This window comes from Paraburkholderia monticola (assembly GCF_001580545.1).
Lineage (GTDB): Bacteria > Pseudomonadota > Gammaproteobacteria > Burkholderiales > Burkholderiaceae > Paraburkholderia > Paraburkholderia monticola.
Genome location: NZ_LRBG01000001.1, coordinates 451,925 through 475,181, shown reverse-complemented (window position 1 = coordinate 475,181; position 23,257 = coordinate 451,925). Strand labels below are relative to the sequence as shown.

General features: G+C 63.1%; 20 protein-coding genes and 1 tRNA gene. 12 read left to right on the top strand and 9 right to left on the bottom strand.

The genetic code is table 11. The annotated features are described in order from the left end of the window. Positions 1-121: 121 nt before the first annotated feature. The 3 genes from CI15_RS02060 to CI15_RS02050 all read right to left on the bottom strand — a co-directional run bounded on the left by CI15_RS02060 (position 122) and on the right by CI15_RS02050 (position 3,393). Entirely contained in the window at positions 122-1,645 is a 1,524-nt protein-coding gene (locus CI15_RS02060; protein ID WP_062123801.1) for a fumarate hydratase, read from the bottom strand. A 51-nt stretch (positions 1,646-1,696) separates the two neighbouring features. Next, a complete protein-coding gene (locus tag CI15_RS02055; protein ID WP_062123799.1) occupies positions 1,697-2,266 on the bottom strand; it encodes a TIGR00645 family protein in 570 nt (189 codons plus the stop codon). A 224-nt stretch (positions 2,267-2,490) separates the two neighbouring features. Then, positions 2,491-3,393 carry a DMT family transporter gene (locus tag CI15_RS02050; protein WP_062123797.1) on the bottom strand — a complete coding sequence of 301 codons (903 nt, stop codon included), beginning with the start codon at positions 3,391-3,393 and terminating at the stop codon, positions 2,491-2,493. Between the two features lie 424 nt (positions 3,394-3,817). Between CI15_RS02050 and acs the strand changes: the two genes are divergently transcribed. The 11 genes from acs to CI15_RS01995 all read left to right on the top strand — a co-directional run bounded on the left by acs (position 3,818) and on the right by CI15_RS01995 (position 15,077). After that, positions 3,818-5,800 carry an acetate--CoA ligase gene (acs, locus tag CI15_RS02045; protein ID WP_062123910.1) on the top strand — a complete coding sequence of 661 codons (1,983 nt, stop codon included), beginning with the start codon at positions 3,818-3,820 and terminating at the stop codon, positions 5,798-5,800. A gap of 157 nt (positions 5,801-5,957) precedes the next feature. Then, positions 5,958-6,374, top strand: a complete 417-nt coding sequence (locus tag CI15_RS02040) for a DUF4212 domain-containing protein (protein WP_174543189.1) — start codon at positions 5,958-5,960, stop codon at positions 6,372-6,374. Positions 6,375-6,378: 4 nt separating this feature from the next. Beyond that, on the top strand, positions 6,379-8,397 hold the full coding sequence (locus tag CI15_RS02035) for a sodium:solute symporter family protein (protein WP_062123793.1): 2,019 nt from the start codon (positions 6,379-6,381) through the stop codon (positions 8,395-8,397). A 70-nt stretch (positions 8,398-8,467) separates the two neighbouring features. Further along, positions 8,468-8,558, top strand: a tRNA-Ser gene (locus tag CI15_RS02030). 682 nt (positions 8,559-9,240) lie between these two features. Then, entirely contained in the window at positions 9,241-10,503 is a 1,263-nt protein-coding gene (locus tag CI15_RS02025; RefSeq protein ID WP_241495788.1) for a Tle-like phospholipase domain-containing protein, read from the top strand. A gap of 14 nt (positions 10,504-10,517) precedes the next feature. Further along, positions 10,518-11,333, top strand: a complete 816-nt coding sequence (locus CI15_RS02020; RefSeq protein WP_062123789.1) for an ankyrin repeat domain-containing protein — start codon at positions 10,518-10,520, stop codon at positions 11,331-11,333. A 399-nt stretch (positions 11,334-11,732) separates the two neighbouring features. Continuing rightward, positions 11,733-12,497, top strand: a complete 765-nt coding sequence (locus tag CI15_RS02015; protein WP_062123787.1) for a hypothetical protein — start codon at positions 11,733-11,735, stop codon at positions 12,495-12,497. Positions 12,498-13,325: 828 nt separating this feature from the next. Next, complete coding sequence (locus CI15_RS37445) at positions 13,326-13,643, top strand: hypothetical protein (RefSeq protein ID WP_174543188.1); 318 nt, start codon at positions 13,326-13,328, stop codon at positions 13,641-13,643. 24 nt (positions 13,644-13,667) lie between these two features. Further along, positions 13,668-14,018 (top strand): hypothetical protein, encoded by a 351-nt coding sequence (locus tag CI15_RS02005; RefSeq protein ID WP_062123783.1) that lies wholly within the window; start codon positions 13,668-13,670, stop codon positions 14,016-14,018. 92 nt (positions 14,019-14,110) lie between these two features. Continuing rightward, positions 14,111-14,602 carry a hypothetical protein gene (locus tag CI15_RS37570; RefSeq protein ID WP_241495782.1) on the top strand — a complete coding sequence of 164 codons (492 nt, stop codon included), beginning with the start codon at positions 14,111-14,113 and terminating at the stop codon, positions 14,600-14,602. After that, positions 14,595-15,077 carry a hypothetical protein gene (locus CI15_RS01995; RefSeq protein ID WP_062123781.1) on the top strand — a complete coding sequence of 161 codons (483 nt, stop codon included), beginning with the start codon at positions 14,595-14,597 and terminating at the stop codon, positions 15,075-15,077. Before CI15_RS37570 ends, CI15_RS01995 begins: the two co-directional genes overlap by 8 nt. Before the next feature lie 320 nt (positions 15,078-15,397). Here CI15_RS01995 and CI15_RS01990 read toward each other — a convergent pair whose 3' ends face one another. From CI15_RS01990 to CI15_RS01965, 6 genes are read right to left on the bottom strand one after another with little or no spacing between them, the layout of a single operon-like run. Next, positions 15,398-15,784, bottom strand: a complete 387-nt coding sequence (locus CI15_RS01990; protein ID WP_062123779.1) for a Na+/H+ antiporter subunit G — start codon at positions 15,782-15,784, stop codon at positions 15,398-15,400. Positions 15,785-15,798: 14 nt separating this feature from the next. After that, the gene (locus CI15_RS01985) at positions 15,799-16,074 is read right to left on the bottom strand and encodes a K+/H+ antiporter subunit F (protein ID WP_008922284.1); all 276 of its coding nucleotides are present in this window, start codon (positions 16,072-16,074) and stop codon (positions 15,799-15,801) included. After that, positions 16,068-16,562: a Na+/H+ antiporter subunit E gene (locus CI15_RS01980; protein ID WP_062123777.1), complete on the bottom strand. Its 495-nt coding sequence runs from the start codon at positions 16,560-16,562 to the stop codon at positions 16,068-16,070. Before CI15_RS01980 ends, CI15_RS01985 begins: the two co-directional genes overlap by 7 nt. 2 nt (positions 16,563-16,564) lie before the next feature. Next, on the bottom strand, positions 16,565-18,355 hold the full coding sequence (locus CI15_RS01975) for a monovalent cation/H+ antiporter subunit D (protein ID WP_062123775.1): 1,791 nt from the start codon (positions 18,353-18,355) through the stop codon (positions 16,565-16,567). After that, positions 18,352-18,684, bottom strand: a complete 333-nt coding sequence (locus CI15_RS01970) for a Na+/H+ antiporter subunit C (protein WP_062123773.1) — start codon at positions 18,682-18,684, stop codon at positions 18,352-18,354. Before CI15_RS01970 ends, CI15_RS01975 begins: the two co-directional genes overlap by 4 nt. Continuing rightward, on the bottom strand, positions 18,684-21,485 hold the full coding sequence (locus CI15_RS01965; RefSeq protein ID WP_062123771.1) for a monovalent cation/H+ antiporter subunit A: 2,802 nt from the start codon (positions 21,483-21,485) through the stop codon (positions 18,684-18,686). Before CI15_RS01965 ends, CI15_RS01970 begins: the two co-directional genes overlap by 1 nt. A gap of 449 nt (positions 21,486-21,934) precedes the next feature. On the opposite strand from CI15_RS01965, the gene CI15_RS01960 reads away from it, so the two are divergent. Continuing rightward, complete coding sequence (locus CI15_RS01960; RefSeq protein ID WP_062123766.1) at positions 21,935-23,197, top strand: MFS transporter; 1,263 nt, start codon at positions 21,935-21,937, stop codon at positions 23,195-23,197. Positions 23,198-23,257 lie beyond the last annotated feature (60 nt).

The window sequence follows — 23,257 nt, the reverse complement described above, 5'->3', positions numbered from 1 at the left end:
CTTTTGGCAGTGTTGGTGGCTTTCGTGTGCCGCGTCGCGAACGCATGATGCGGGGCAATAAAAAAGCCGGGACCGTGGTCCCGGCTTTTCGGCCGACCTGAGTCGCGTCAATTGCGAATCATTAAGCCGTGGCGACCGGAATCTTGCCGATCTTGGCCTGCCATTCCTTCGGGCCAGTCTGGTGCACGGAGGTGCCGTTCGAATCGACGGCGACCGTGACCGGCATATCCTGCACGTCGAATTCGTAGATCGCTTCCATGCCGAGGTCTTCGAACGCGAGCACCTTGGCGCTGCGGATCGCCTTCGACACGAGGTACGCGGCGCCGCCGACGGCCATCAGATACGCGGCCTTGTGCTTCTTGATCGCCTCGATCGCGACCGGGCCGCGCTCGGCCTTGCCGATCATCGAAATGAGGCCCGTTTGCGCGAGCATCGTCTCGGTGAACTTGTCCATCCGCGTTGCGGTGGTCGGGCCCGCCGGGCCGACCGCTTCGTCGCGCACCGGATCGACCGGGCCGACGTAGTAGATCACGCGATTCGTGAAGTCGACCGGCAGCTTTTCGCCCTTCGCGAGCATGTCGGCGATGCGCTTGTGCGCCGCGTCGCGGCCCGTCAGCATCTTGCCCGACAGCAGCAGCGTCTGGCCCGGCTTCCAGCCGGCCACTTCTTCCGGCGTCAGCGTGTTCAGATCGACGCGCTTGCTGGTTTCCGTGTTCGGCTCCCAGTGCACCTTCGGCCATGCGTCGAGCGACGGCGCTTCGAGCTTGGCGACGCCGGAACCATCCAGCGTGAAGTGCGCGTGGCGCGTGGCAGCGCAGTTCGGGATGATCGCGATCGGCTTGGACGCGGCGTGCGTCGGCGCGGCCATGATCTTCACGTCGAGCACGGTGGACAGACCGCCGAGACCCTGCGCGCCGATGCCGAGCGCGTTGACCTTCTCGTGCAGTTCGACGCGCAGTTCTTCGATCCAGTCCTGCGGGCCGCGGGCGATCACGTCCTGAATGTCGATCGGGTCCATCAGCGATTCCTTCGCCATCACCATCGCTTTTTCAGCGGTGCCGCCGATGCCGATGCCGAGCATGCCCGGCGGGCACCAGCCTGCGCCCATCGTCGGCACGGTCTTCAGAATCCAGTCGACGATCGAATCCGACGGATTCAGCATCGCGAACTTCGACTTGTTCTCCGAACCGCCGCCCTTGGCCGCGACCTGCACGTCGACCGTGTTACCCGGCACGATCTCGTAGTGGATCACGGCCGGCGTGTTGTCCTTGGTGTTCTTGCGCGCGCCTTCGGGCGGGCTCACGATCGATGCGCGCAGCACGTTGTCCGGATTCAGGTAACCGCGGCGCACGCCTTCGTTGATCATGTCGGTGACGCCCATCGTCGCGCCGTCCCAACGCACGTCCATGCCGACCTTCACGAACACCGTGACGATGCCGGTGTCCTGGCAGATCGGGCGCTTGCCTTCGGCGCACATGCGGCTGTTGGTCAGGATCTGAGCGATCGCGTCCTTCGCTGCCGGGCTCTGTTCCAGCTCGTAAGCGCGGCCGAGCGCTTCGATGTAGTCGAGCGGATGGTAGTAGCTGATGTACTGCAGCGAATCAGCGATGCTCTGAATCAGGTCTTCCTGTTTGATGACGGTCATGGCTAGCTCAGTGGGGAGTGGCGCTTGTTGTCGGATCGCAGCGCGGTGCGGTCAGTCTTGCGCCTTCATGGGAGTGGAAACCTTGATGCCGCCCACGGCGTGCAATGCCGCGGGCTCTTCGACATGTTTGGGGTGCGTGTGCGTGGTGAGTCGGTCGACGAATGCCATCACGAGCGCCGACACGAGGAACGCGACGTGGATGATCACCTGCCACATGATCGTGTGCGTCGTGTTCTGGTCGGGGCTGATGAAGGTCTTCAGCAGATGGATCGACGAGATGCTGATCAGCGCCATCGAGAGTTTGACTTTCAAGACGCCGGCGTTCACGTGATCGAGCCATTCCGGCTCGTCCGGATGACCGTCGAGACCGAGTCGCGACACGAACGTTTCATACCCGCCGATGATCACCATGATCAGCAGGTTCGAGATCATCACCACGTCGATCAGGCTCAGCACGACGAGCATGATGCTGGTTTCGTCGAGCCGCATCGAATCCGTGACCAGATGCCAGACTTCCTTCAGGAACAGCACGACGTAGACCGCCTGCGCGACGATCAGCCCGAGATACAGGGGCACCTGCAGCCAGCGGCTCATGAAAACGAGGTGGGGCAGCGCGCGCATTGGGCGGCGCGGACGGGCGGAAGCGGGTCGCGGAGCGGACATAGGCAACGGTCAGATGAAGCGCGGGTGACGGAATACGAGGCCAGCCGCCGACGGCGGTGCGGGGCGCGGCCACCAGGGGCGGCGAGACTCGCGACAGGCGCGCTATTGTACAGCGTCGCCCGGATCCGATGCTTCGCGGCGGGCAGTGCGCCCGCCAGACCCGCTATGAGCGTGAACAGGCCCTAGGATGCGACCGGCGGCACGTTGCGCGCCTTGATGCTTGCGAGGCCGATGCCGGCGATCACGCAGGCGAGCGCGATGCCGTGCGCGAGCGTGGGCCGCTCGTCGAGGAACACGATGCCGTACAGCGCCGCGGCGACCGGCAGCACCGCGCTGAACACGCCGGCGAGACTGCCCGGCACGTGACGGATGCCCTTCATCCACAGCCAGAACGAGAAGATGCTGGCCGACAGTCCGTACCACAGCACCAGCATCCAGACACTCGAGGGCACCGCGCGATAGTCGAAATGCGCGAGCGCGCCGGCGCCGAGCGGCAGCATCAGCAGCAGGCCGAACAGATGCGTGTACGCGCAGATGTCGATCGGCGCGAGCGTTTGCGTGAGACGGCGCGACAGGATGACGTACAACGATTCGCAGCACACGGCGCCAAGCACCATGAAGTTGCCCGCGAGCGAGCCGGTGGCGGCCGCCGCTTTCGCGCCCGCTTCGACATGCGCGACATTGATCACGAGGACGCCGACGATCGCCAGCACGATCGACGCGAGCGCGCGGCCATCCGGCCGCTCCTTCAGGATCAGCCACGACAGCAGCGCGACGACCGCCGGGATCGTGCTCGTGATCACGCCCGCCGCGACCGCGCTCGTGCGCGCGACGCCGTTGAGCATCAGCAGCGTGAAGCCGAAGGTGCCGAATAGTGCCTGCAAAAACAGGTTGATCCATTCGTCGCGTTTGACGCGGCGCAGTTTGGACACGCGCAGGAGCGGCCATAGCACGGCCATCGCGATCACGAAGCGCAGCAGCGCGAACAGCGGGACAGGGACGAAGGCGACGATGGATTTACCGATTCCGACATTGCTGCCGACCAGCAGCATCGAGGTAATGAGAAGCAGGGCGTAGCGATTCAAGCTGGAATCCGGACGGCTAGTTCAGTTAGCATTGTAAGAGGCTGGGCGAGCGAGCGTAACTGTAAAGCGTGCGCAAAACGCGCGTAGGACGTGCGTAGGCCGCGCGATCTTTGCCGCGCGCGTCTCGTCTGATCAACGCGCGGCGGCGTCGATGGCATTGGCGATCTAAGGGTTTTCGCTTGCGGATCAACACGATGCGCGTAAGTGGCCGGTAAGTTGCGGCGCTTATGGTTAAGCCTGACGCGGGATACGATCTGGCAGATCGCCCGCATGCAAGGTTGTTGCGATGCCGCACGCGCACGCGTTGGACGGCATCGCGAGGTGGGAGACAGCGCCGCTCGTGGCGGCTCGAACAGGATACGACCGGCGCGTGCGATCCGTGCCGGCACAGGTTTTACGTTTCATCTTCACCAAGGGGTTGTCGATGTCTGCGATTGAATCGGTTCTTCAGGAACACCGTGTTTTCCCGCCCTCCGCTGACACCGCGAAAGGCGCCACGATCTCCGGCATGGATGCGTACCGGGCGCTTGCCGCCGAAGCGGAGCGCGACTACGAAGGCTTCTGGGGGCGTCTCGCGAAGGAGACGCTGAGTTGGCAGAAGCCTTTCACGAAAGTGCTCGACGAATCGAAGGCGCCGTTCTACACGTGGTTCGCAGACGGCCAGCTCAACGCGTCGTATAACAGCATCGACCGTCATGTCGAAGCCGGCAACGGCGCTCGCGTGGCGATCGTCTTCGAAGCCGACGACGGCACCGTCACCAACGTCACCTATCAGGACCTGCTGCAACGCGTATCGCGCTTCGCGAACGCGCTGAAAAAACGCGGCGTGAAGACGGGCGACCCGGTCGTCATCTATATGCCGATGTCGATCGAGGGCATCGTCGCGATGCAGGCGTGCGCGCGCATCGGCGCGACGCACTCGGTCGTGTTCGGCGGCTTCTCGTCGAAGTCGCTGAACGAGCGGCTCGTCGACGTCGGCGCGGTCGCGCTGATCACGTCCGACGAACAGATGCGCGGCGGCAAGGCCTTGCCGCTGAAGAACATCGCCGACGAAGCGCTCGCGCTCGGCGGCTGCGAGAAGGTCAAGAGCGTGATCGTGTACCAGCGCACCGGCGGCAAGGTCGCGTGGGACGCGGCGCGCGACCTGTGGATGCACGAACTCACCCAGGGCGAGTCGGATCAATGCACGCCCGAGTGGGTCGACGCCGAGCATCCGCTCTTCATCCTCTATACGTCCGGTTCGACCGGCAAGCCGAAGGGCGTGCAGCACAGCACGGGCGGCTATCTGCTGTGGGCCGCGCAAACGCTGAAGTGGACCTTCGACTGGCGCCCCTCGGACGTGTTCTGGTGTACCGCCGACATCGGCTGGATCACGGGGCATAGCTACATCACGTACGGGCCGCTGACGCTCGGCGGCACCCAGGTCGTGTTCGAAGGCGTGCCGACCTATCCGGACGCCGGTCGCTTCTGGCAGATGATCGCGAAGCACAAGGTCACGCTGTTCTATACGGCGCCGACCGCCATCCGCTCGCTGATCAAGGCCTCCGAGGCCGACGCGAAAGTGCATCCGAAGAGCTACGACCTGTCGACGTTGCGCATCATCGGCACGGTCGGCGAGCCGATCAATCCGGAAGCGTGGGTGTGGTACTACGAGAACGTCGGCGGCGGCCGTTGTCCGATCGTCGATACGTGGTGGCAGACCGAGACCGGCGGTCACATGATCGCGCCGATGCCGGGCGCGACCCCGCTCGTACCGGGCTCGTGCACGCTGCCGCTGCCGGGCATCATGGCCGCGGTCGTCGACGAAACCGGGCAGGACGTGCCGAACGGGCAGGGCGGCATTCTGGTGATCAAGCGTCCGTGGCCGGCGATGCTGCGCAATGTGTGGGGCGACCCGGACCGCTATAAGAAGAGCTATTTCCCCGACGAGCTCGGCGGCAAGCTCTACCTCGCCGGCGATGGCGCGGTGCGCGACAAGGAGACCGGCTACTTCACGATCATGGGTCGCATCGACGACGTGCTGAACGTGTCGGGCCATCGTCTCGGCACGATGGAGATCGAGTCGGCGCTGGTCGCCAACCCGCTCGTCGCCGAAGCCGCGGTGGTGGGCCGCCCCGATGCGACGACCGGCGAGGCGGTGTGCGCGTTCGTCGTGCTCAAGCGCGCGCGTCCGCAGGGCGAAGAGGCGGTGAAGCTCGCGAACGAACTGCGCAGCTGGGTCGGCAAGGAGATCGGTCCGATCGCCAAGCCGAAGGACATCCGCTTCGGCGAGAACCTGCCGAAGACGCGCTCGGGCAAGATCATGCGTCGTCTGTTGCGCTCGCTCGCGAAGGGCGAGGAAATCACGCAGGACGTGTCGACGCTCGAGAACCCGGCCATTCTCGATCAGCTCGGTGAATCGGTTTAACGCGCTGTAAGCGGGTCTGCGCGGGCGGCAGCGGTGTGTCGATCGACACGCCTGGTGCCGCGTCGCGCGGACCCGTGGTTCGAGTGGCAGGCCTGCATCACGCTATCGGGCGGACAATCCCAATTGCCTCGCCGATGCCTTTTTGATACATAGGCGCATGGCCGCGCCGCACCTCTCCTCCCGCACCACGTTGAATCCCGCGCCCGAACCGCCACCGGTCTCGGTAGCGATGGCGCTCGCGCATCGCAAATACTGGCGTTTCAACCTCGTGTTGATCACGGTGCTGATGACGCTGGGCTTCTTCGTCTCCTTCGTCGTGCCGTTGCTGGCGCCGGCGCTCGCGCGGGTGCGCGTCGGCGGCTTCAGTCTGCCGTTCTACTTCGGCGCGCAGGGCGCGATCCTGATCTACCTCGCGTTGATCGTCGTCTATATCGTGCTGATGCAGCGCGCGGATCGTCAGTTGCAGCGCGCGTTCGAAGCGGATTCGCAGCGCGATGCCGCAAGCGATCCCGGCGCGGAGTCCGCGAGCCGCGCAAACATCGATACGAACGCGCCGGCCGCGCGCGGACGTTGAGCCGATGAAGCTTACGCATCGGCTGATCCGCTCGTACGCGCTCTATACGCTCGGCTTCCTGCTGTTCATCTACGTGATGTGGCGCATCGAGCGCAGCACCGGTCCCGGCGTGTGGATCGGCTATGTGTTCCTGTTCGTGCCGATCGCGGTCTATGCGGTGATCGGCGTGTTGTCGCGCACGTCGGATCTGGTCGAATACTACGTGGCGGGGCGGCGCGTGCCGTCGGCGTTCAATGGCATGGCGACCGCGGCCGACTGGCTATCGGCCGCGTCGTTCATCGGCCTCGCCGGGTCGATCTACGCGACCGGCTACGACGGCCTCGCCTACATGATGGGCTGGACCGGCGGCTACTGCCTCGTCGCGTTCCTGCTCGCGCCGTATGTGCGCAAGCTCGCGCGCTACACGATTCCGGATTTTCTCGGCACGCGCTATTCGAGCAACGCGGTGCGCGGCATCGCGGCGCTCGCCGCGATCCTGTGCTCGTTCGTCTATCTGGTCGCGCAGATCCAGGGTGTCGGGCTGATCGCGACGCGCTTCATCGGCGTCGATTTCGCGGTCGGCATTTTCTGCGGACTCGCGGGCATCCTGGTGTGCTCGTTTCTCGGCGGCATGCGTGCGGTCACGTGGACTCAGGTCGCGCAGTACATCATCCTGATTCTCGCGATGCTGATACCGGTGTCGATGATCGCGCACAAGGACGGCCTCGGCTGGGTGCCGCAATTCAGCTATGGACGTTTGATGGAGCGCATGGAAGGGCTCGAGAAACAGGTGCGCGACGCGCCGCTCGAAGAACGCGTGCGCGACGACTTTCGACGCCGTGCCGCGCTGATGCAGATGCGGCTCGATACGCTGCCGCAATCGTACGTTGACGAGAAGCAGCGGCTCACGCAGGAGGTCGGCGATCTGCGTCGCCATAACGGTCCGTTGCGCGAGATCAAGGAGCGCGAACGCGCGCTCGACCAGTTTCCGCGCGATGCCGCCGCCGCGCAGATCGTCTGGAGCCAGCAGCGCGACGACATGCTGATGCGCGCGACCGCGCCGGTGCCGATGCACGAACCGTTTCCGGCGGTCGGCGACGAAGACCGCGGCACGCATGCGCGTAATTTTCTGTCGCTGCTGCTGTGTCTGTCGCTGGGTACGGCGAGCCTGCCGCATATCCTGACGCGCTACAACACCACGACCTCGGTCGCGTCGGCGCGCCGCTCGGTCGGCTGGACGCTCTTTTTCGTCGCGCTGTTCTATCTGACCGTGCCGGTGCTCGCCGTCATGATCAAGTACGAGATGCTGACGAACCTGGTCGGTCATCACTTCGCCGATCTGCCGCAATGGCTGATGCAATGGCGCAAGGTCGAGCCGAGCCTGATCAGCCTCGCCGATACGAACGGCGATGGCATCGTGCGCTGGAGCGAGATCCAGATGCAGCCCGATATGGTCGTGCTCGCGGCGCCCGAGATCGCGGGGCTGCCGTATGTGATGTCGGGCTTGATCGCGGCGGGGGCGCTGGCCGCGGCGCTATCGACCGCCGATGGTCTGCTGCTGACGATCGCGAACGCGTTGTCGCACGACGTGTACTACCACATGGTCGATCCGACTGCGTCGAGCCAGCGGCGCGTGACGATCTCGAAGATTCTGCTGCTGGGTGTCGCGCTGTTCGCGTCGTACGTGGCGTCGCTCAATACGGGGAACATTCTGTTTCTGGTCGGGGCGGCGTTTTCGCTGGCGGCGTCGAGTCTGTTTCCGGCGCTCGTGCTCGGCGTGTTCTGGAAGCGCACGACGCGGCTCGGTGCGGTGGCGGGGATGGTCGCGGGGCTCGCCGTGTGCATCTACTACATCGTGTCGACGTATCCGTTCTTCACGCAGATGACGGGGTTTACGGGCGCGCGCTGGTTCGGGATCGAACCGATCAGTTCGGGCGTGTTCGGCGTGCCGGCGGGGTTTCTCGTCGCGATCGGGGTGAGTCTGATCGATCGCAAGGCGGACGCCTATACGATGGCGCTGGTCGACTATATCCGGCATCCGTAGGGGGTTTGCGGGCGGTTTGGGTTAGGGTGTGGCGCACGGCGCGAAGTTTGCTATAATTCGGCTCCCCGCCGGAGAGATGGATGAGCGGTTTAAGTCGCACGCCTGGAAAGCGTGTATAGGTTAATAGCCTATCCGGGGTTCGAATCCCCGTCTCTCCGCCAGGACATCAATGAATACGGGCCTTCTGGCCCGTTTTTCGTTTACCCACCTTAGAGCCCGCCATAGGCCCAACTGCGTCACGGTCCGTCACCGGCCATGTGACTCGCTCGTCCTTTCCTGCATCTGCCTTTTTCTGAGCGATGTTCCCGGTTTCCTCAGAAAGAGGACGCCTCGCGCGCGGGCGATGCCTGTCCGCATTTGCGCCTTCACCAAGCTCCGAAGTGGAGCCAACGCAAGCAGCCGGGCTCGCTAATGCACAGCGCTCCTGGAAAACCTTTGGGTTGGGTGGCGGATCATCTGCGGGCATAAATGCCATTCGGTTATCGCTTGGTGACCCCTCGCTGCCTTCTCTCTGTCTCGATCCGGTCCATTTCACCCCGCGAATGCTTCGTGTGTTCGATGCGGCCCAATACGTCGTCGCCGCCTTCGCCACCCAGCATGAATTCACCCAGGTGACGCAGACGGTGGCGCAAGTCCTTTCCGTTAGCAGTTCGTACTGCGGGAGCGAAGAACCGCCATGTGCGTGCGGGTGCTTTTTAGTCTGTTTCATCGAAGGCAGTGGAGATTTTGGGCTGTCGCCCATGTACGGACATTCCGTGTCGCGGTATTTATCTGATCGCTGCTGATCCGGGCAGCAACTCCAGATAAACCGCCGACACACATATGTCCTTGTCCATATTTGAGATGCACTCCGTGGAACTGTTCTGTCAGAGGCCGCTGGGTGCCTGTTATGTCATCTGCGACGAATGGCACTACAAGGCGTGCCTCGGAAAGGCCGCAGACCTCCAGAAGGCCAGGGCGGAGACCCAGGAATTTCTGGGTATTGCCGAACTGAATCGGGAGAAGTGGAAGGAGGACCTGACGCTAATCAGGCGTCTCATTGATCGTAAGGTGCTGGGGTTTCATGGTGTGCGAAACTGGAGCCCCGACACCGATGGCTGGTGGATCATCAAAGCACTTCTCGACGACGTGCGCAAAGGCGTTCGGCTTGCCATCAAAGGCCCGCGCGATAGCCTGTTTCCATCACCCTACAGCAGTACGCCGTTGAGGAATCTCGTCGCGAGGTCCGTCCAGTACGATCCGGCCACCTGGCAAGCCCAGTTAGCCGGTGCGCGCGCAGCCAGGGCGATACCGCCGCGCATCGAGGTACCACAGGAACTGACCAAGGCGCAGCGGTGGCAGACGCGCATGGCGGTGATTGCGGCGGGCAATGCGGCCATGTCAGGGCGCGTGCGGGCAGCGGCTGAACGGCTCGCACGCAACAACGTCGCGGTGGAGAAGGCCAAACTCTCCGATCATGTCTACGAGCCGTCCGGGCCGGTGCCCGAAGGGTGGGCGAACCGCAGCGAGGATACCGACTTTCTGGATCAGTATGGTTTGAAGCCGAAAGACCTGAAAATCAAGGGTTCCAATTTTGGAGCACAGGTGTATGAACCGGATGCAGCGGTCTTCGGCAACGACATGAAGCCCACCCTCGCCTTCAAGGGAACCGAAATGACGAGCCTGGCCGACTGGTCGAACAACTTCACCCAAAGCGTGGATATGGAGTCGCCTTACTATGAGCGAGCCGTAGATATTGGATGGAAGATGCGCCGCACACAGGCGCCAATTGATCTTGCGGGTCACTCGCTAGGCGGTGGCCTGTGTTCGGCTGCATCCGTCGCCAGCAGGAAGGACTGCTGGAGCTTCAATGCAGCGGGCCTGCACCCGAAGACGGTCCAGCATTACGGCGGCCAGGTCACGCCATCGAACATCAATGCGTACCATGTGAAGGGCGACATTCTGACCGTGGCACAGACGTGGACGCCCCTGCCCGGTGCAGCCGGTACTCCCTATCCCCTTCCCGGCAGCGGCTCGCCCGTGTCGCGGCACTTCATCAGGCAGGCAATAGACGGCATCGAGCAGCAGAAGGCAGAGGACATCTCCGTACTTGAAACGCTGTCATAACGGGGCTGAAAGTGATGAATACACTCAGCCGAATTCTTATCGTGCCGGTGCTGTTACTGGCGCTATCCCCTGTGGTTCATGCAATGAAAAAATTTCCCGCCACTGATTTTTTTAGCGGCCCGCAACTCGAGCTGGCGCAGGCCATCGAGCGAGGTGACATGGAGCAGGTCCGGCGACTGGCACCGAAGACGGACCTGAACACGCCCGGGCGCAAGAACATGACGATGCTGTTTTTTGCGTTTCAGGAGGCGTTGCAGCGCGACCCGCATCGGCTTGCGGTTGCGTCGGAGGTGGTGAGGGCCGGGGCCGATCCCGTGCAGGAGGTGCCGAATTTTGGCGATCCGCTCGGGGTCGTGCTCAACAGCTCGCACCCGGAATTCCTGCGTGCGATGCTGGACGGTGGTGTTGATCCTAATTTGATTTCAGAAGGCACCCCGATAATTTTTGATGTTGCAAAGGAGTCGACATCTGGTTCGCTCAGGCTGCTGGTGGAACGAGGCGCAGATGTGAACCGGCGCGATTCGTTGCGTAATACAGTGCTGTATGAAGCGCTGGCAAACCGAGCACTAGATCAAATTGACTACTTGCTGGACCATGGGGCAAACCCCAACACCTACAACATTAATGGCGAGTCATTCCCACTAGGAATATGGGATGACATTAATACCTTCGCGCCCAGTTCCCCGGCCTACAAAAAGCTAATCGAAATCCGGGATCGCATCATCAAGATGGGTGTGAAATGGCCTCCGGAGAGTCCGGAACAGATAAAAGCACGTTGGGGAGCCAATCCTCCGCGACGGCTCGATGACAGCAAGCTTCCGCTGCCTTGAAGCAGGAACTGAAAGGGCTACATCCGTGTAGCCCTTTTTGGTTTCGCCATCACAAATATGTGCAATGAGTAACCCCAGACTTTCGCTGTGACCCAACGAAATGCCAACGTTTGTTCACGCTGGAATGTGCGCTTTGTGCCGCAGTCAGGCTAGTGTGCGGATATGTTTCGCCCACGTCTCCATCATCGGGCGGCGCTGTTCCAGCAGGTCGGTGCGGTGATAGGCCGCTTCGACCTTGTTCGCGACCGTATCAACAGATACACGGCATGTATCTAGAGACGCAGCGCCTGTTACATCGCTTGTACTTGTTCAAGCAGCCTTAGGCTCAAGAAACACCAGCACGAAGCCGATATGCACGTGCTGTCCAACTACCGTGAAACTCAACTCGCATAATCAACGATGGAAAAAATCAACGAGATCCTGAAGTATCTGAAGAACGACTGCAAACCATATCGCGCGGAGTCGAAAGAGGGACCGTGCGCGCACGCTGTGGAAAAAGCGACAAACTGGATGCTGGTTGTCAGCGGCGTATCTCTTGGGCTGGCGCTCATTTTCGGCTACTCATTCAAACTCCATCAGGCGGAGTTCTCGCAAGTGGTCGCCATTGTGAGCAGCCTACTAAGCACTCTCCTCGCGCTGGTGGCCGTAGGCGTCAAAATCATCACGGGCCTGATCGTTTGGTATGTGCATGTGAAAGAACATAATCAAAAGGATGCCCTCGACCCCGTAAGTGACGAAATCGACCATGACGAGCAGCACGCGATGCATCTCATGAAGTACACCGAGGAGGAACTCAAACGTGTGCAATACCATTTGAAGGTCAAAGTCACGCGCATCGACGCTCGCGTCGCACTCTTCTTCGGCAAGGAGGTAGCTATCGTTACAGCACTTGCTGCGGCGTTCACTCAAGTCAAGGATTTGGGCGGTATGTCGTGGCTCTTGAAGACGTTCCAACTCGGCGCCGTACCCGGGAACTATGTGAACTCGATCTTTCTTGCTGCCTTGGCCGCGGTTGCCGGCCTTGCGCTCGGTGTAATTGGTTTGAGAAAACGGCAAGGGCACTATACGTATCGGATGGAACTCGTGGAGCTTGCTCTTCTGCTGAAATCGCAATCGCGGCTGAAGACAATCAATGAGGAAGCGCCGGAAAGCGTATCGGCGTAGGCCGGCTCCTTAACACGCTTGTCAGCGTTCGTCGCAACCTGGTCTTGCAACCTGTCGATACGTTGCGCTGCTTCGATTCGCTTTTGGCTTTGCTCCTCTAGCAATTCAAGCGTAGCCCGGGGCTCGGTGGTCTTAGTGCTGTCGATGTCATACAGCCGTTGTGTCTCGTCGCGAGCCCCGCTTTGATCCTGTTCGCATGCGCCAGTGGCCCGGCTCTGACAGGCAGTGATAGTTCTGATTCGTTATCAAGGAATCAAACAACATCGAAGTTGGTGGAGATTTTGGGCTGTCGCCCATGTACGGGGCATTCCATCTAGCGGTATTTATCTGATTGCTGCTGATCCGGCCATCAGCTCCAGATAAACCGCCGACACACATATGTCCTTGTCCATATTTGAGATGCACTCCGTGGAGCTGTTCTGTCAAAGGCCGCTGGGCGCCTGTTATGTCATCTGCGACGAATGGTATTACAAGGCGTGCCTCGGAAAGGCCGCAGATCTTCAGAAGGCCAGAGCGGAGACCCGGGAATTTCTGGGTATCGCCGAACTGAATCGCAGGAAGTGGGGGGAGACCTGACGCTGGTCAGGCGTCTCATTGGTCGTAAGGTGCTGGGGTTTCATGGTGTGCGAGGCTGGAACCCCGACACCGATGGCTGGTGGATCATTAAGGCACTTCTCGAAGATGTACGCAAGGGCGCCCGGCTCGCCATTAAAGGCCCGCGTGCAGACCTGTTTCCACTGAACGACCGCACGCCGTTGCGAAGCCTTGTGAGCAGGGCAGTCAGTCTCCCGAATACCCCGCAGACACGATTGATTGCCGCGCGCGGCCATGCCTGGCAGCAGCCGTAGCGGCGATCCGGCCGACGATGGGGGCAACTCAACGCTGATTGGCGATACGCAGCCGTTCGAGTACACGCCGGATGCGGTGAGCGGTGATTCCTTTGATATAGCCAAAACGCCCAACAACGGAGAACCTGGGACGTGGTACACCAACCCCGGTAGCGGTCAGATGCGACTATATGGCAGCGACGGCAAAGGATACATAGACTTGGACTTCGACCATTCGCACAACGGAATGCGTCCACATGCCCACAACTGGGTGGACGGCAATCGTGATTGGGCTGTCGTCCCTTTCTCCTCGTTATGAATAAATTATCAAACATCAATTGATATGGAAAATGAAAAAACCCTTGATGGCTTCCACGACTCCTATCTTATAGGAATCGACGTGGATCATTTAACCAATTCCATCACGCTAAAACTGAGGCTTGGCGGCACAGTAACATCTTTGATCTTTCTAGGTGCTACCCGGTTTTTGCTAACGGAAATGCTCATACAAAATATCGTCTATGATATTAGGGAGCTGATACCGGGTTCCGATGCCCATCAAAATGCAAAGGCGTTACTTGATAAAACATATTGGAAGGTCAAGAAGCCCGGCTCGCGCATTGTCACCATCACTGCATCGCTTGGGGCGGAATTATTTATTGAATTCGAAAGCGTACAAAAACTGGTTCATTGATCATTCGCGCGTAGCGGCGCACGGCGCTTATTCTGGTTGACCGCTTAGTAAAAAGGCGCTGAATCTCCCGCCAAGGAAGAAGGCCCGCTATTGTGCGAGACTGGAACCCCGACACCGATGGCTGGTGGATCATTAAGGCACTTCTCGAAGATGTACGCAAAGGCGTCCGGCTTGCCATTAAAGGCCCGCGCGATAGCCTGTTTCCATCACCCTACAGCAGCAAGCCGTTGAGGAATCTCGTCGCGAGGTCCGTCCAGTACGATCCGGCCACCTGGCAAGCCCAGTTAGCTACCGCGCGCGCAGCCAAGGCTAGTGGCAGGGACACCTCAACGCCGCTTGGCGACGCGCAGCCGTTTGACTATCAGCCGGACATGCCCGATGTGGACGCCGTCCAGGTCGCGGGTAGTGAGGGAACACCTCGCAACAATCAGGTGCAAAACAAGCAGTTCAAGGCTGTTGTAAAGGCGCTCGGGCTGAATAAAAATCAGGCTAGGCAACTCCATGACGACATCAGTAAGCAAAGCCTCGGGTATCACGAAATGTTGGAGCGGGGGCAGGACATGTTTGGAGGTAGTGATGATTGATACGAGGACCGAAATTGCGGGGCGGCTTGCTGTGCTCGTCGGGCTTGATGTGAGCTGGGTTAGCCATGCGGGAGACATGGTCACAATGCAATTTGGCCCACAGCGACGGTACACGCTTAGGGGAAAAAGTCGGGAGGATGGAGCGTGGGCGCTTCATGTGCAATGTGCCTGGGAACTCGAACGAGAGGGCTTCACCGTAGCAACGAGAGAGGATCTGCGGGGCTCAGATGAAAAGGCGCACGCCACGGCCCGGCGCTTGCATCAAATGCTCGTAGAGCAAGGGCCTATCAAGGTCGAGGATGCGTCGGCAAACCTCGCGGGCGGCATCGTCGTTTCGTTCTCACGAGGGTATCGCCTTGTCGTGGTCCCGGACGGCGTTGAAGATGACGAGGACTGGCGCTTCTTCGCGCCGGGCAACGATGCTGCACATCTGGTAATTGAGGCGGGCGCGGTCGCCCCCGAGTCTTTCGACTGATACGCAAACGCCGACCCTCGCGAGTCGGCTTTTTTGTGCGGGCTTGGCTCCTTGACCTTCATGACGTCGAGAACGCGATCCATGAAGTTGCGCCACATCGCGTCCCATCTGTCGGCACACCCGGTCGCTTCGTTGAAGTAGTACTCGTCGTTTCGATTGCATAACAACCACGGCGCAACTAACACCGGGCGCGCGCCGAGGACCGTGTGCAGTCGCATGCTGTCGAGAAGGGCGGCGGTGGAAGCCTCTCTGAGACGTGGGGCATTCGATCCAGGAGGACTCGGCCATCAGTGTCCGCGATCTCTGTCGCTATGAGGCTCCTACTGGTCATCCCTCTCCCGCACCTCCCGCATATTCCCCCGCTCCGCACAAGCCCCCGTAACAGGCGGCCGCCCACGCGTCACCCCCGACAACGGCACCTGCTGCTGAATCCCAGCCTTCGCCAGCATATGAGCGCTAATCGGCGCCGTCAGAAACAGAAACGCCGGGATCAGCAACTCATGCAGACTCGCAAAGTTGTGATGCACGCTGAAATACACCACCGACGCGAGCACGATGCCGCCCACACCCAGCGTGGTCGACTTGGTCGGCCCGTGCAGCCGCATGAAGAAGTCGGGCAGCCGCGCGAGTCCGACCGCGCCGATCAGCATAAACAGGCTGCCGACGAGCAGCAGCAAACAGACGATCGTTTCGACAAAAATTTGCATCGACAGGCCCCTCGCTAGTTGAGTTCGATGATGTCGCCGCGCTGCAAGTACTTGGTCAGCGCGACGGTGCCCACGAACCCCATCACCGCGATCAGCAGCGCAACCTCGAAGAGGACGGTCGAGCGCAGGCTGATGCCATACACGACGATCAACGCGATCGCGTTGATGTTGAGCGTATCGAGCGCGACGATGCGATCGGGCAGCGACGGACCGCGCACGAGGCGCCAGAGCGTGAGCAGGAACGCGATGCCGAGGATCGCGAGCGAGATCGGGATCACGATGGCTAGCATGCGAAGATCTCCATCAAAGGGGCTTCATAACGGGACTTGATGAGCGCGATGAGCGCTGCTTCGTCGTCGAGGTCGAGCACGTGCACGGCGAGGCGAGTGCGGTCGTCGCTGAGTTCGGCGCACAGCGTGCCGGGGCTCAGCGAGACCACGCTGATCAGTAACGTGAGCGCAATCTCATGGGTGCTGTCGAGCGGCACTTCGATGAACGCTGGGCGCAGCCGCCGGGTCGGGCCGAGTACGAGCACCGCGACCTCGACATTGGCGACGATGATGTCGACCAACACACGCCATGCGAGCAGTGCGAACAGCCGCGGCCGGCCGAAGTGCACCGGCCGCAGCCACAGGCCTTCGGTTACGCGAAACGAGATCACGCACCCCAGCACCGCGCCGAGCAGTAGATTACCCGGCGAGATGTCGTTCATCAGCAGCACCCAGCAGACGATCAGCACGACAGCAAGCCAGGGGTGAGGGAAGATCCGTTTCAACATCGTCAGTTCCCCTTGACGTCGTCGGCAGGTGCAGGCAGCGCCGTTGGCGCGTCGCCCGCTGTGGCCAGGATCGCGAGCACGTAGGCGGGGCGATCGAACAGCTGGGTCGCCGTATCGGTCAGATAGTGCCGCACCGCGCCCGCACCGAGCGTGATGGCCACGACGCAGCCGAGCAGCAGCGCGCACGCGGCCAGCTTCGCGTGACTGCCCCGCGGTGCGCGTTCCTCCTTGCCGGCGGCGGCGCGCGCGGCGGGCTCCGCCCACATCAGGCGCGTGCCCGTGCGGCTCAGCGCAACGATCGAGAGCAGGCTCGCCACCAAGACGGCCGGCCACAGCACGGCTGCCGCGCCGCTCGGCGTGGCGGCCAGCACCATCGCCTTGCCGAGGAAGCCCGACAGCGGTGGCAGCCCCGCGGCGCCCACCGCGGCGATCAGATAGAGCAGCGCGGCGAGGTTCGAAGGCCACGGTGCATGTGTGCGCGGCGCCACCTCGACGTTGGCTTCGGCTTCGGCGTGAGCGCGTTCCACTGCAAGCGCGGCGAGCGCAGCGGCCGTCTCGACCGGCTTCGGCTGCACGCGCGCAAGCGTCGCCACTGCGTCGCCGTCCGGGTCGGGCAAGATGGCTGCCACGGCCGCGTCGTCGAGCGCCTCGAGCGAGCCGGGCTCGATCGGATCGATCGGGGCGGGATTGGCTAAAACGGCGGCAGCGGCGAGGTTCGGCGCAGCAGCCGCGTCGGCTTCGAGCGTGTCCGCGAGCAGGAACAGCGCGCCGGTGCAGAGCGTCGTGCTGATCAGGTAATAGAGCAGCGCGCTCCATGCAATCGGCGTCTGCTGCGAGACCGCCGCGATCAGCAGTCCCACCGAGACGAGCACGAGATAGCCCGTCGTCGTCTTGAGACTCGATACCGCGAGTGCGCCTAGCGCGCCGAACACGATCGTCGCGATCGCGAGCCACCATGCCCACTGATGCATGAACGCATCGAGCACGCCGCCCGCCGCGCCGAACATGAGTGCGTCGCAGCGCAGCATCGCGTAGATGCCGACCTTCGTCATGATCGCGAACAGCGCGGCCACCGGGCCGATGGCGCTGCGGTAGGCCTGCGGCAACCAGAACGACATCGGAAACACGGCGGCCTTCAGGCCGAACACGAGCATCAGCGTCGCGCCCGCGAACTGCGCGAGCGGCAGCGACTCCGGACCCAGACGCGCAAGACGTTCGCCCATGTCGGCCATGTTGAGCGTGCCCGTGATGCCGTAGAGCACACCGATCGCGATCAGGAAGAACGACGAGCCGACGAGGTTCATCAACAGATAATGCAAGCCGTTGCGCAGCCGTCGCGCGCCGCCGCCATGCAGCAGCAGCGCGTACGACGCGATCAGCAGCAGCTCGAAGAACACGAACAGGTTGAACAGGTCGCCCGCGAGGAATGCGCCGTTCAGGCCCATCAGCTCGAACTGGAACAGCGCACGGAAATAGCGGCCGCGCCGCGCGTCTTCGCTCGAGGTGCCGAGCAGGCAGCAGAGCGCGAGCACCGCCGTGAGCAGCAGCATCAGCGCGCCGAGCCGGTCGAGTTGCAGCACGATGCCGAACGGCGCGGGCCATGCGCCGAGCGCGTAGCTGGCGATTTCGCCTTGCGCGGCATGCGCCATCAGCACACCCGCGAGCGGCAGCAGCGCGATGATGGCGAGCGCATTCAACGCGCGCTGCAGGCGCTTCGCGCGCAGCGGCAACGCGACGATGAGCCCCGCGGTAAAGAGCGGAATCAGGATCGGGAGCAGGAGCACGTGGTTCATTCGCTGCGCGTCTCCTCGCCATTGACGTGATCGTTGCCCGTCATCGAAAACGAGCGAAGCGCGAGCACCACGGTGAAGGCTGTCATCGCGAAGCCGATCACGATCGCCGTCAGCACGAGCGCCTGCGGCACCGGATCGACGTATTGCGCCCCCGCCGCGATGACGGCCGGCTTGCCGATCGCCAGCCGGCCCATGCCGAGCAGAAACAGGTTGATCGCATACGAGAACAGCGTAATGCCGAGAATCACGGGCAACACGCGCGCGCACAGCAGCAGGTAGATGCCGCACGCGCAAAGCACGCCGACCGCGACGGCAAAGGCGGCTTCCATCAGCTTTTCTCCACGGATTGCATGTCTTTGTCGCGCACGCCGAGGTGCGAGACGATTGTCAGCGTCGTGCCTACCACCGCGCCCATCACGCCGAGATCGAACAGCATCGCCGTCGACAGCTCGATTTCGCCGACCAGCGGCAGATGCAGGTGCCCGAACGCGCTGGTCAAAAACGGCCGGCCGAACGCGAGGCTGCCGAGCCCGGTGGCCGCGGCGAGCAGAATGCCGTAGCCCGCGAGCGCGCGGTAGTTGATATGGATGCGCGACTCGGTCCACAGCACGCCATTCGCGACGTACTGCAGCAACAACGCGATCGAAATGATCAGCGAGGCGATGAAGCCACCGCCGGGCAGATTGTGGCCGCGCAGGAACACGAACACGGCGACCAGCACGGTGAGCGGCAGCATCAGCCGCGCGAGGATCGCCAGCATCAGCGGGTGCGATTGCGACGACCACGGCCGTCCGTCCGGCCCCGCATCGGGCGACTTCAGGCGCACGCCGCGCAGCAACGCTTTGACGGCGAGCCCAGCCACCACCAGCACGCTGACTTCGACCATCGTGTCGAAGCCGCGGAAATCGACGAGGATCACGTTGACGACGTTGTGACCGCCGCTGCCGGGCAGCGCATTGGCGAGGAAGTAAGGAGCGATGCCCGCCACCGGCGCGCTCGTCATGATCCGGTAGGTCACGCCGCCGAGCAGCACGCCGCCCGCGAGCGCGAGCACGCCGTTGCGCAGCCGCACGGGAAGCGGCTCGACGGCGCGCTGCAGCGTGGGCAGGAAATAGACGGCCAGCACGAGCAGCAGGATCGTGACCACTTCGACGGAGATCTGCGTGAGCGCGAGATCGGGTGCGGAGAAGCGCACGAAGGCGAGCGACACGAGCAGACCGCAGGTGCTCAGCATGATCAGCGCGTACAGCGTGTGTGCCCGCACGAGCACCACGCCGAGCGCGAGCACCGACATCAGCACGAGCCCGCCCAGCGTGAGCGGATCGAGCGGCAGGCGTGCGTAGCTGCCGCTCCATGCATCGAGCGCGACGAGCGAGGCACCCGGCACGATCAGCATCGCCGCGATCATCCATGCGAGGTAGGCCGGCAACGAGCGCGTCTCGAACCCACGCACGATCACGCCGGCACTGCGTTCGAGACGCTGCACGACGCGGTCGAAGATTTCGCTCGCGTTCAACTCGGTGAGCACCGAGCGGCGATGGCGAAACGCGTTGCGGCGCAGGAAGAAGAGGACCGCGCCCGCCGTGAACGACAGCACGCTCATCACGAGCGGCGTGTTGATGCCGTGCCACAGGCTCAGGCTGTAGTCGGGCACCTTGCCGCCGAGCGTGATCCACGCCGCCGACTCGAGCAGCCTGCCGATGCTTTGCTGCGGGAACAGGCCGATCAGCAGGCACACCGCCACAAGAATCTCGACCGGCAGCTTCATGAAGCGAGGGGGTTCGTGCGGCGGATAGTGCGGCAGATCGTGCGGCGTCTCGCCGTCGAAGAACACGCCCCAGACGAAGCGCAGCGAGTACGCCACGGAGAGCGCCGCCGCCACGATCGCGACGACCGGCACGGCGAGGTTCAACGGCCCGAACATGCTTTGCGCGAGCGTTTCGCCGAAGAACATTTCCTTGGAGAGAAAGCCGTTGAGCAGCGGCACACCGGCCATCGCCAGCGACGCCACGCCCGCGAGCGCGGCCGTGTGGGGCATGTACCGGCGCAAGCCGCGCAGACGGCCCAGATCGCGCGTGCCGGTTTCGTGATCGATGATGCCCGCGGCCATGAAGAGCGACGCCTTGAAGACGGCGTGGTTCACCGTGTGAAAGAGCGCCGCGACGGTGGAGAGCTGCGTATCGAGGCCGAACAACAGCACGATCAGGCCGAGATGACTGATGGTCGAATACGCGAGCAGGCCCTTCAGATCGCGCTGGAACAGCGCCATCGCCGCGCCGCCCACGAGCGTGACGAGCCCGGCGAGCGTCGCCGTGTATGCCCACAGGTGGCTTCCTTCGAACACGGGATAGAGACGCGCGAGCAGGAACACGCCGGCTTTCACCATGGTCGCCGAATGCAGGTACGACGAGACGGGGGTGGGCGCCGACATCGCGTGCGGCAGCCAGAAATGGAATGGAAACTGCGCCGACTTCGTGAACGCCGCGAACAGCGTGAGCAACAGGATGGCCGGGAACAGCCGATCGTGCTGCACCTTGTCCACCTGAGCGAGCACGTCGTTCAGCTCGTAGCTGCCGCATACGTGGCCGAGCAGCAGCACCGCGGCGAGCAGCGCGAGACCGCCGGCGCCGGTGATGGTGAGCGCCATGCGCGCGCCGCGCCTCGCGTCTGGCCGCCACGGCCAGAAGCCGATCAGCAGGAACGAGACGAGGCTCGTGAGCTCCCAGAAGATGACGAGCAGCAGCAGGTTGTTCGACAGCACGACGCCGAGCATCGCGCCCATGAAGAGCAGCAGCAGCAGGTACAGACGCGGCAGCGCGTCGCTGCCGGCGAGGTAATAGCGTGCGTAGATGAAGACGAGCAGGCCGATCGCGAGCACGAGCAGTGCGAACATGAACGACAGGCCATCGAGGCGCAGCGACAGCGCAAGGCCGATGTCGGGCACCCACTCATGACGCCATTGCATCACGTCGTGGTCGGCCATGCCCACGCGCTCGCTGAGCAGCAGCCCGCAGCCTAACAGTGCCGCTCCGAACGCGATCCACGTGCAGAGCGCGGCGGCGCGCTGCCTCGTGAGCGCAATGAGCGCCGCGGCGATGAATGGAAGTACGACGAGCCACCCCAGTACCATTCGATGCCCTCCGGGAGTTCGAAGCGTGCGCTACACGATGAGGCTGGCCGGCGGAGGCGGGCTGGAGTGCCGCCTGCCTGGAGGCTGTCCACGGCGCACCATCATAGCCGCAAACCGATGGCGGTTCACACCGGGAATTGTAAGGTCCTCGCAAGGCGTGGCCGGCTCAACTGCCCAACGGGTTCAATCCCAAGCTCTACCGCGAAGCGAATCCCGACGTCGCCCCGGCGGGTGTCGACGCGCTCGATCACTGCGTCGAGTTCGGCCGCGCGGAGGGCCGGCCGCTGCGGCCCTGTGTGACGCTGCGCACCGAGGCAGGCGAGGGCGGCCTGCTTCGGCGAAGTCGAAGATTGCCCCCGCCAGCCCCTTTCTGCACGCCCGCCGATCTTGCTCTAAACTAGCGCCCGCCCAACCTACGCTCCGCCGCGCCACGTCACGAGCAACAACCGATGCCCCCAGCCTCTTCCGATCCCGCCGATTCCCCGAATTTCAGCCTGCCGAAACACCTGCCGTTCCAGCGCTTCTGGTGCACCCGCATCCTCGCGTCGCTATCGTTCCAGATGCTCGCCGTCGCGATGGGCTGGCATGTCTACGCGCTCACGCATAGCGCGTTCGCGCTTGGCTTCGTCGGCCTCGCGCAGTTCCTGCCGATGTTCCTGCTGACGCTCGTCGTCGGCCATGTCGCCGATCGTTACGATCGCCGCCGCATCGCCGCCGTCTGCCAGAGCCTCGAAAGCGTCGCCGCGTTGCTGTTTGCGATCGGCACCTTCGGCGGCTGGATCACCGCACCGCTCATCTACGTGCTGGCCGCCTGCGTCGGCGCGGCGCGCGCGTTCGAATCGCCGGCGGTGTCGTCGCTGCTGCCGGCCGTCGTGCCGCGCGGCTATCTGCCGAAGGCGACCGCGTGGGCCACCTCCGCCAATCAGACCGCGCAGATCGCCGGGCCCGCGCTCGGCGGTCTGCTGTACGGGATCGGTCCGGGCGTGGCGTATCTCGCGTGCGCGCTGTCGTTCGCAGCCGCGGCGACTTCGGTGTGGAGCATTCCGCTGCAAACGAAGCCGGCGCGCCGCGCGCCCGTCACGCTCGAGTCGGTCTTCTCGGGCATCAGGTTCATTCGCCGCGAGCCGGTGATTCTCGGCGCGCTGTCGCTCGATCTGTTCGCGGTGCTGTTCGGCGGCGCGACCGCGTTGCTGCCGATCTTCGCGCGCGACGTGCTGCATGCGGGCCCGCTCGGTCTCGGGCTATTGCGTTCGGGCACGGCGATCGGCGCGCTGGCCGGCACGATCTGGCTCGCGCATTTCCCGTTGCGCAACCGGCCCGGTGCGGCGATGTTCGGCGGCGTGATCGCGTTCGGCATCGCGACGATCGTGTTTGCGCTGTCGCATCAGTTCTTCCTCTCGCTACTCGCGCTGATGGCGCTCGGCGCGTCGGACACGATCAGCGTGGTGGTGCGGCTCTCGCTCGTGCAGCTGCGCACGCCCGATGAAATGCTCGGCCGCGTCAGCGCGGTCAATTCGCTGTTCATCGGGACGTCGAATCAATTGGGCGAATTCGAATCGGGCCTGACCGCTGGATGGTGGGGCGCGCAGCCGGCGGTGCTGGTCGGCGGTGTCGCGACGATCGCTATCGCGCTGCTGTGGATGCGCCTGTTCCCGGAACTGCGGCACACGCGCACACTCGAGCGCGAAGAGGCGCTGGCGGCGAGCGCCTGATTGCCGGGAGTGGCCTTGTCCGCCATCGCCCCATCCATGACACGACGAGGAGACGAACCC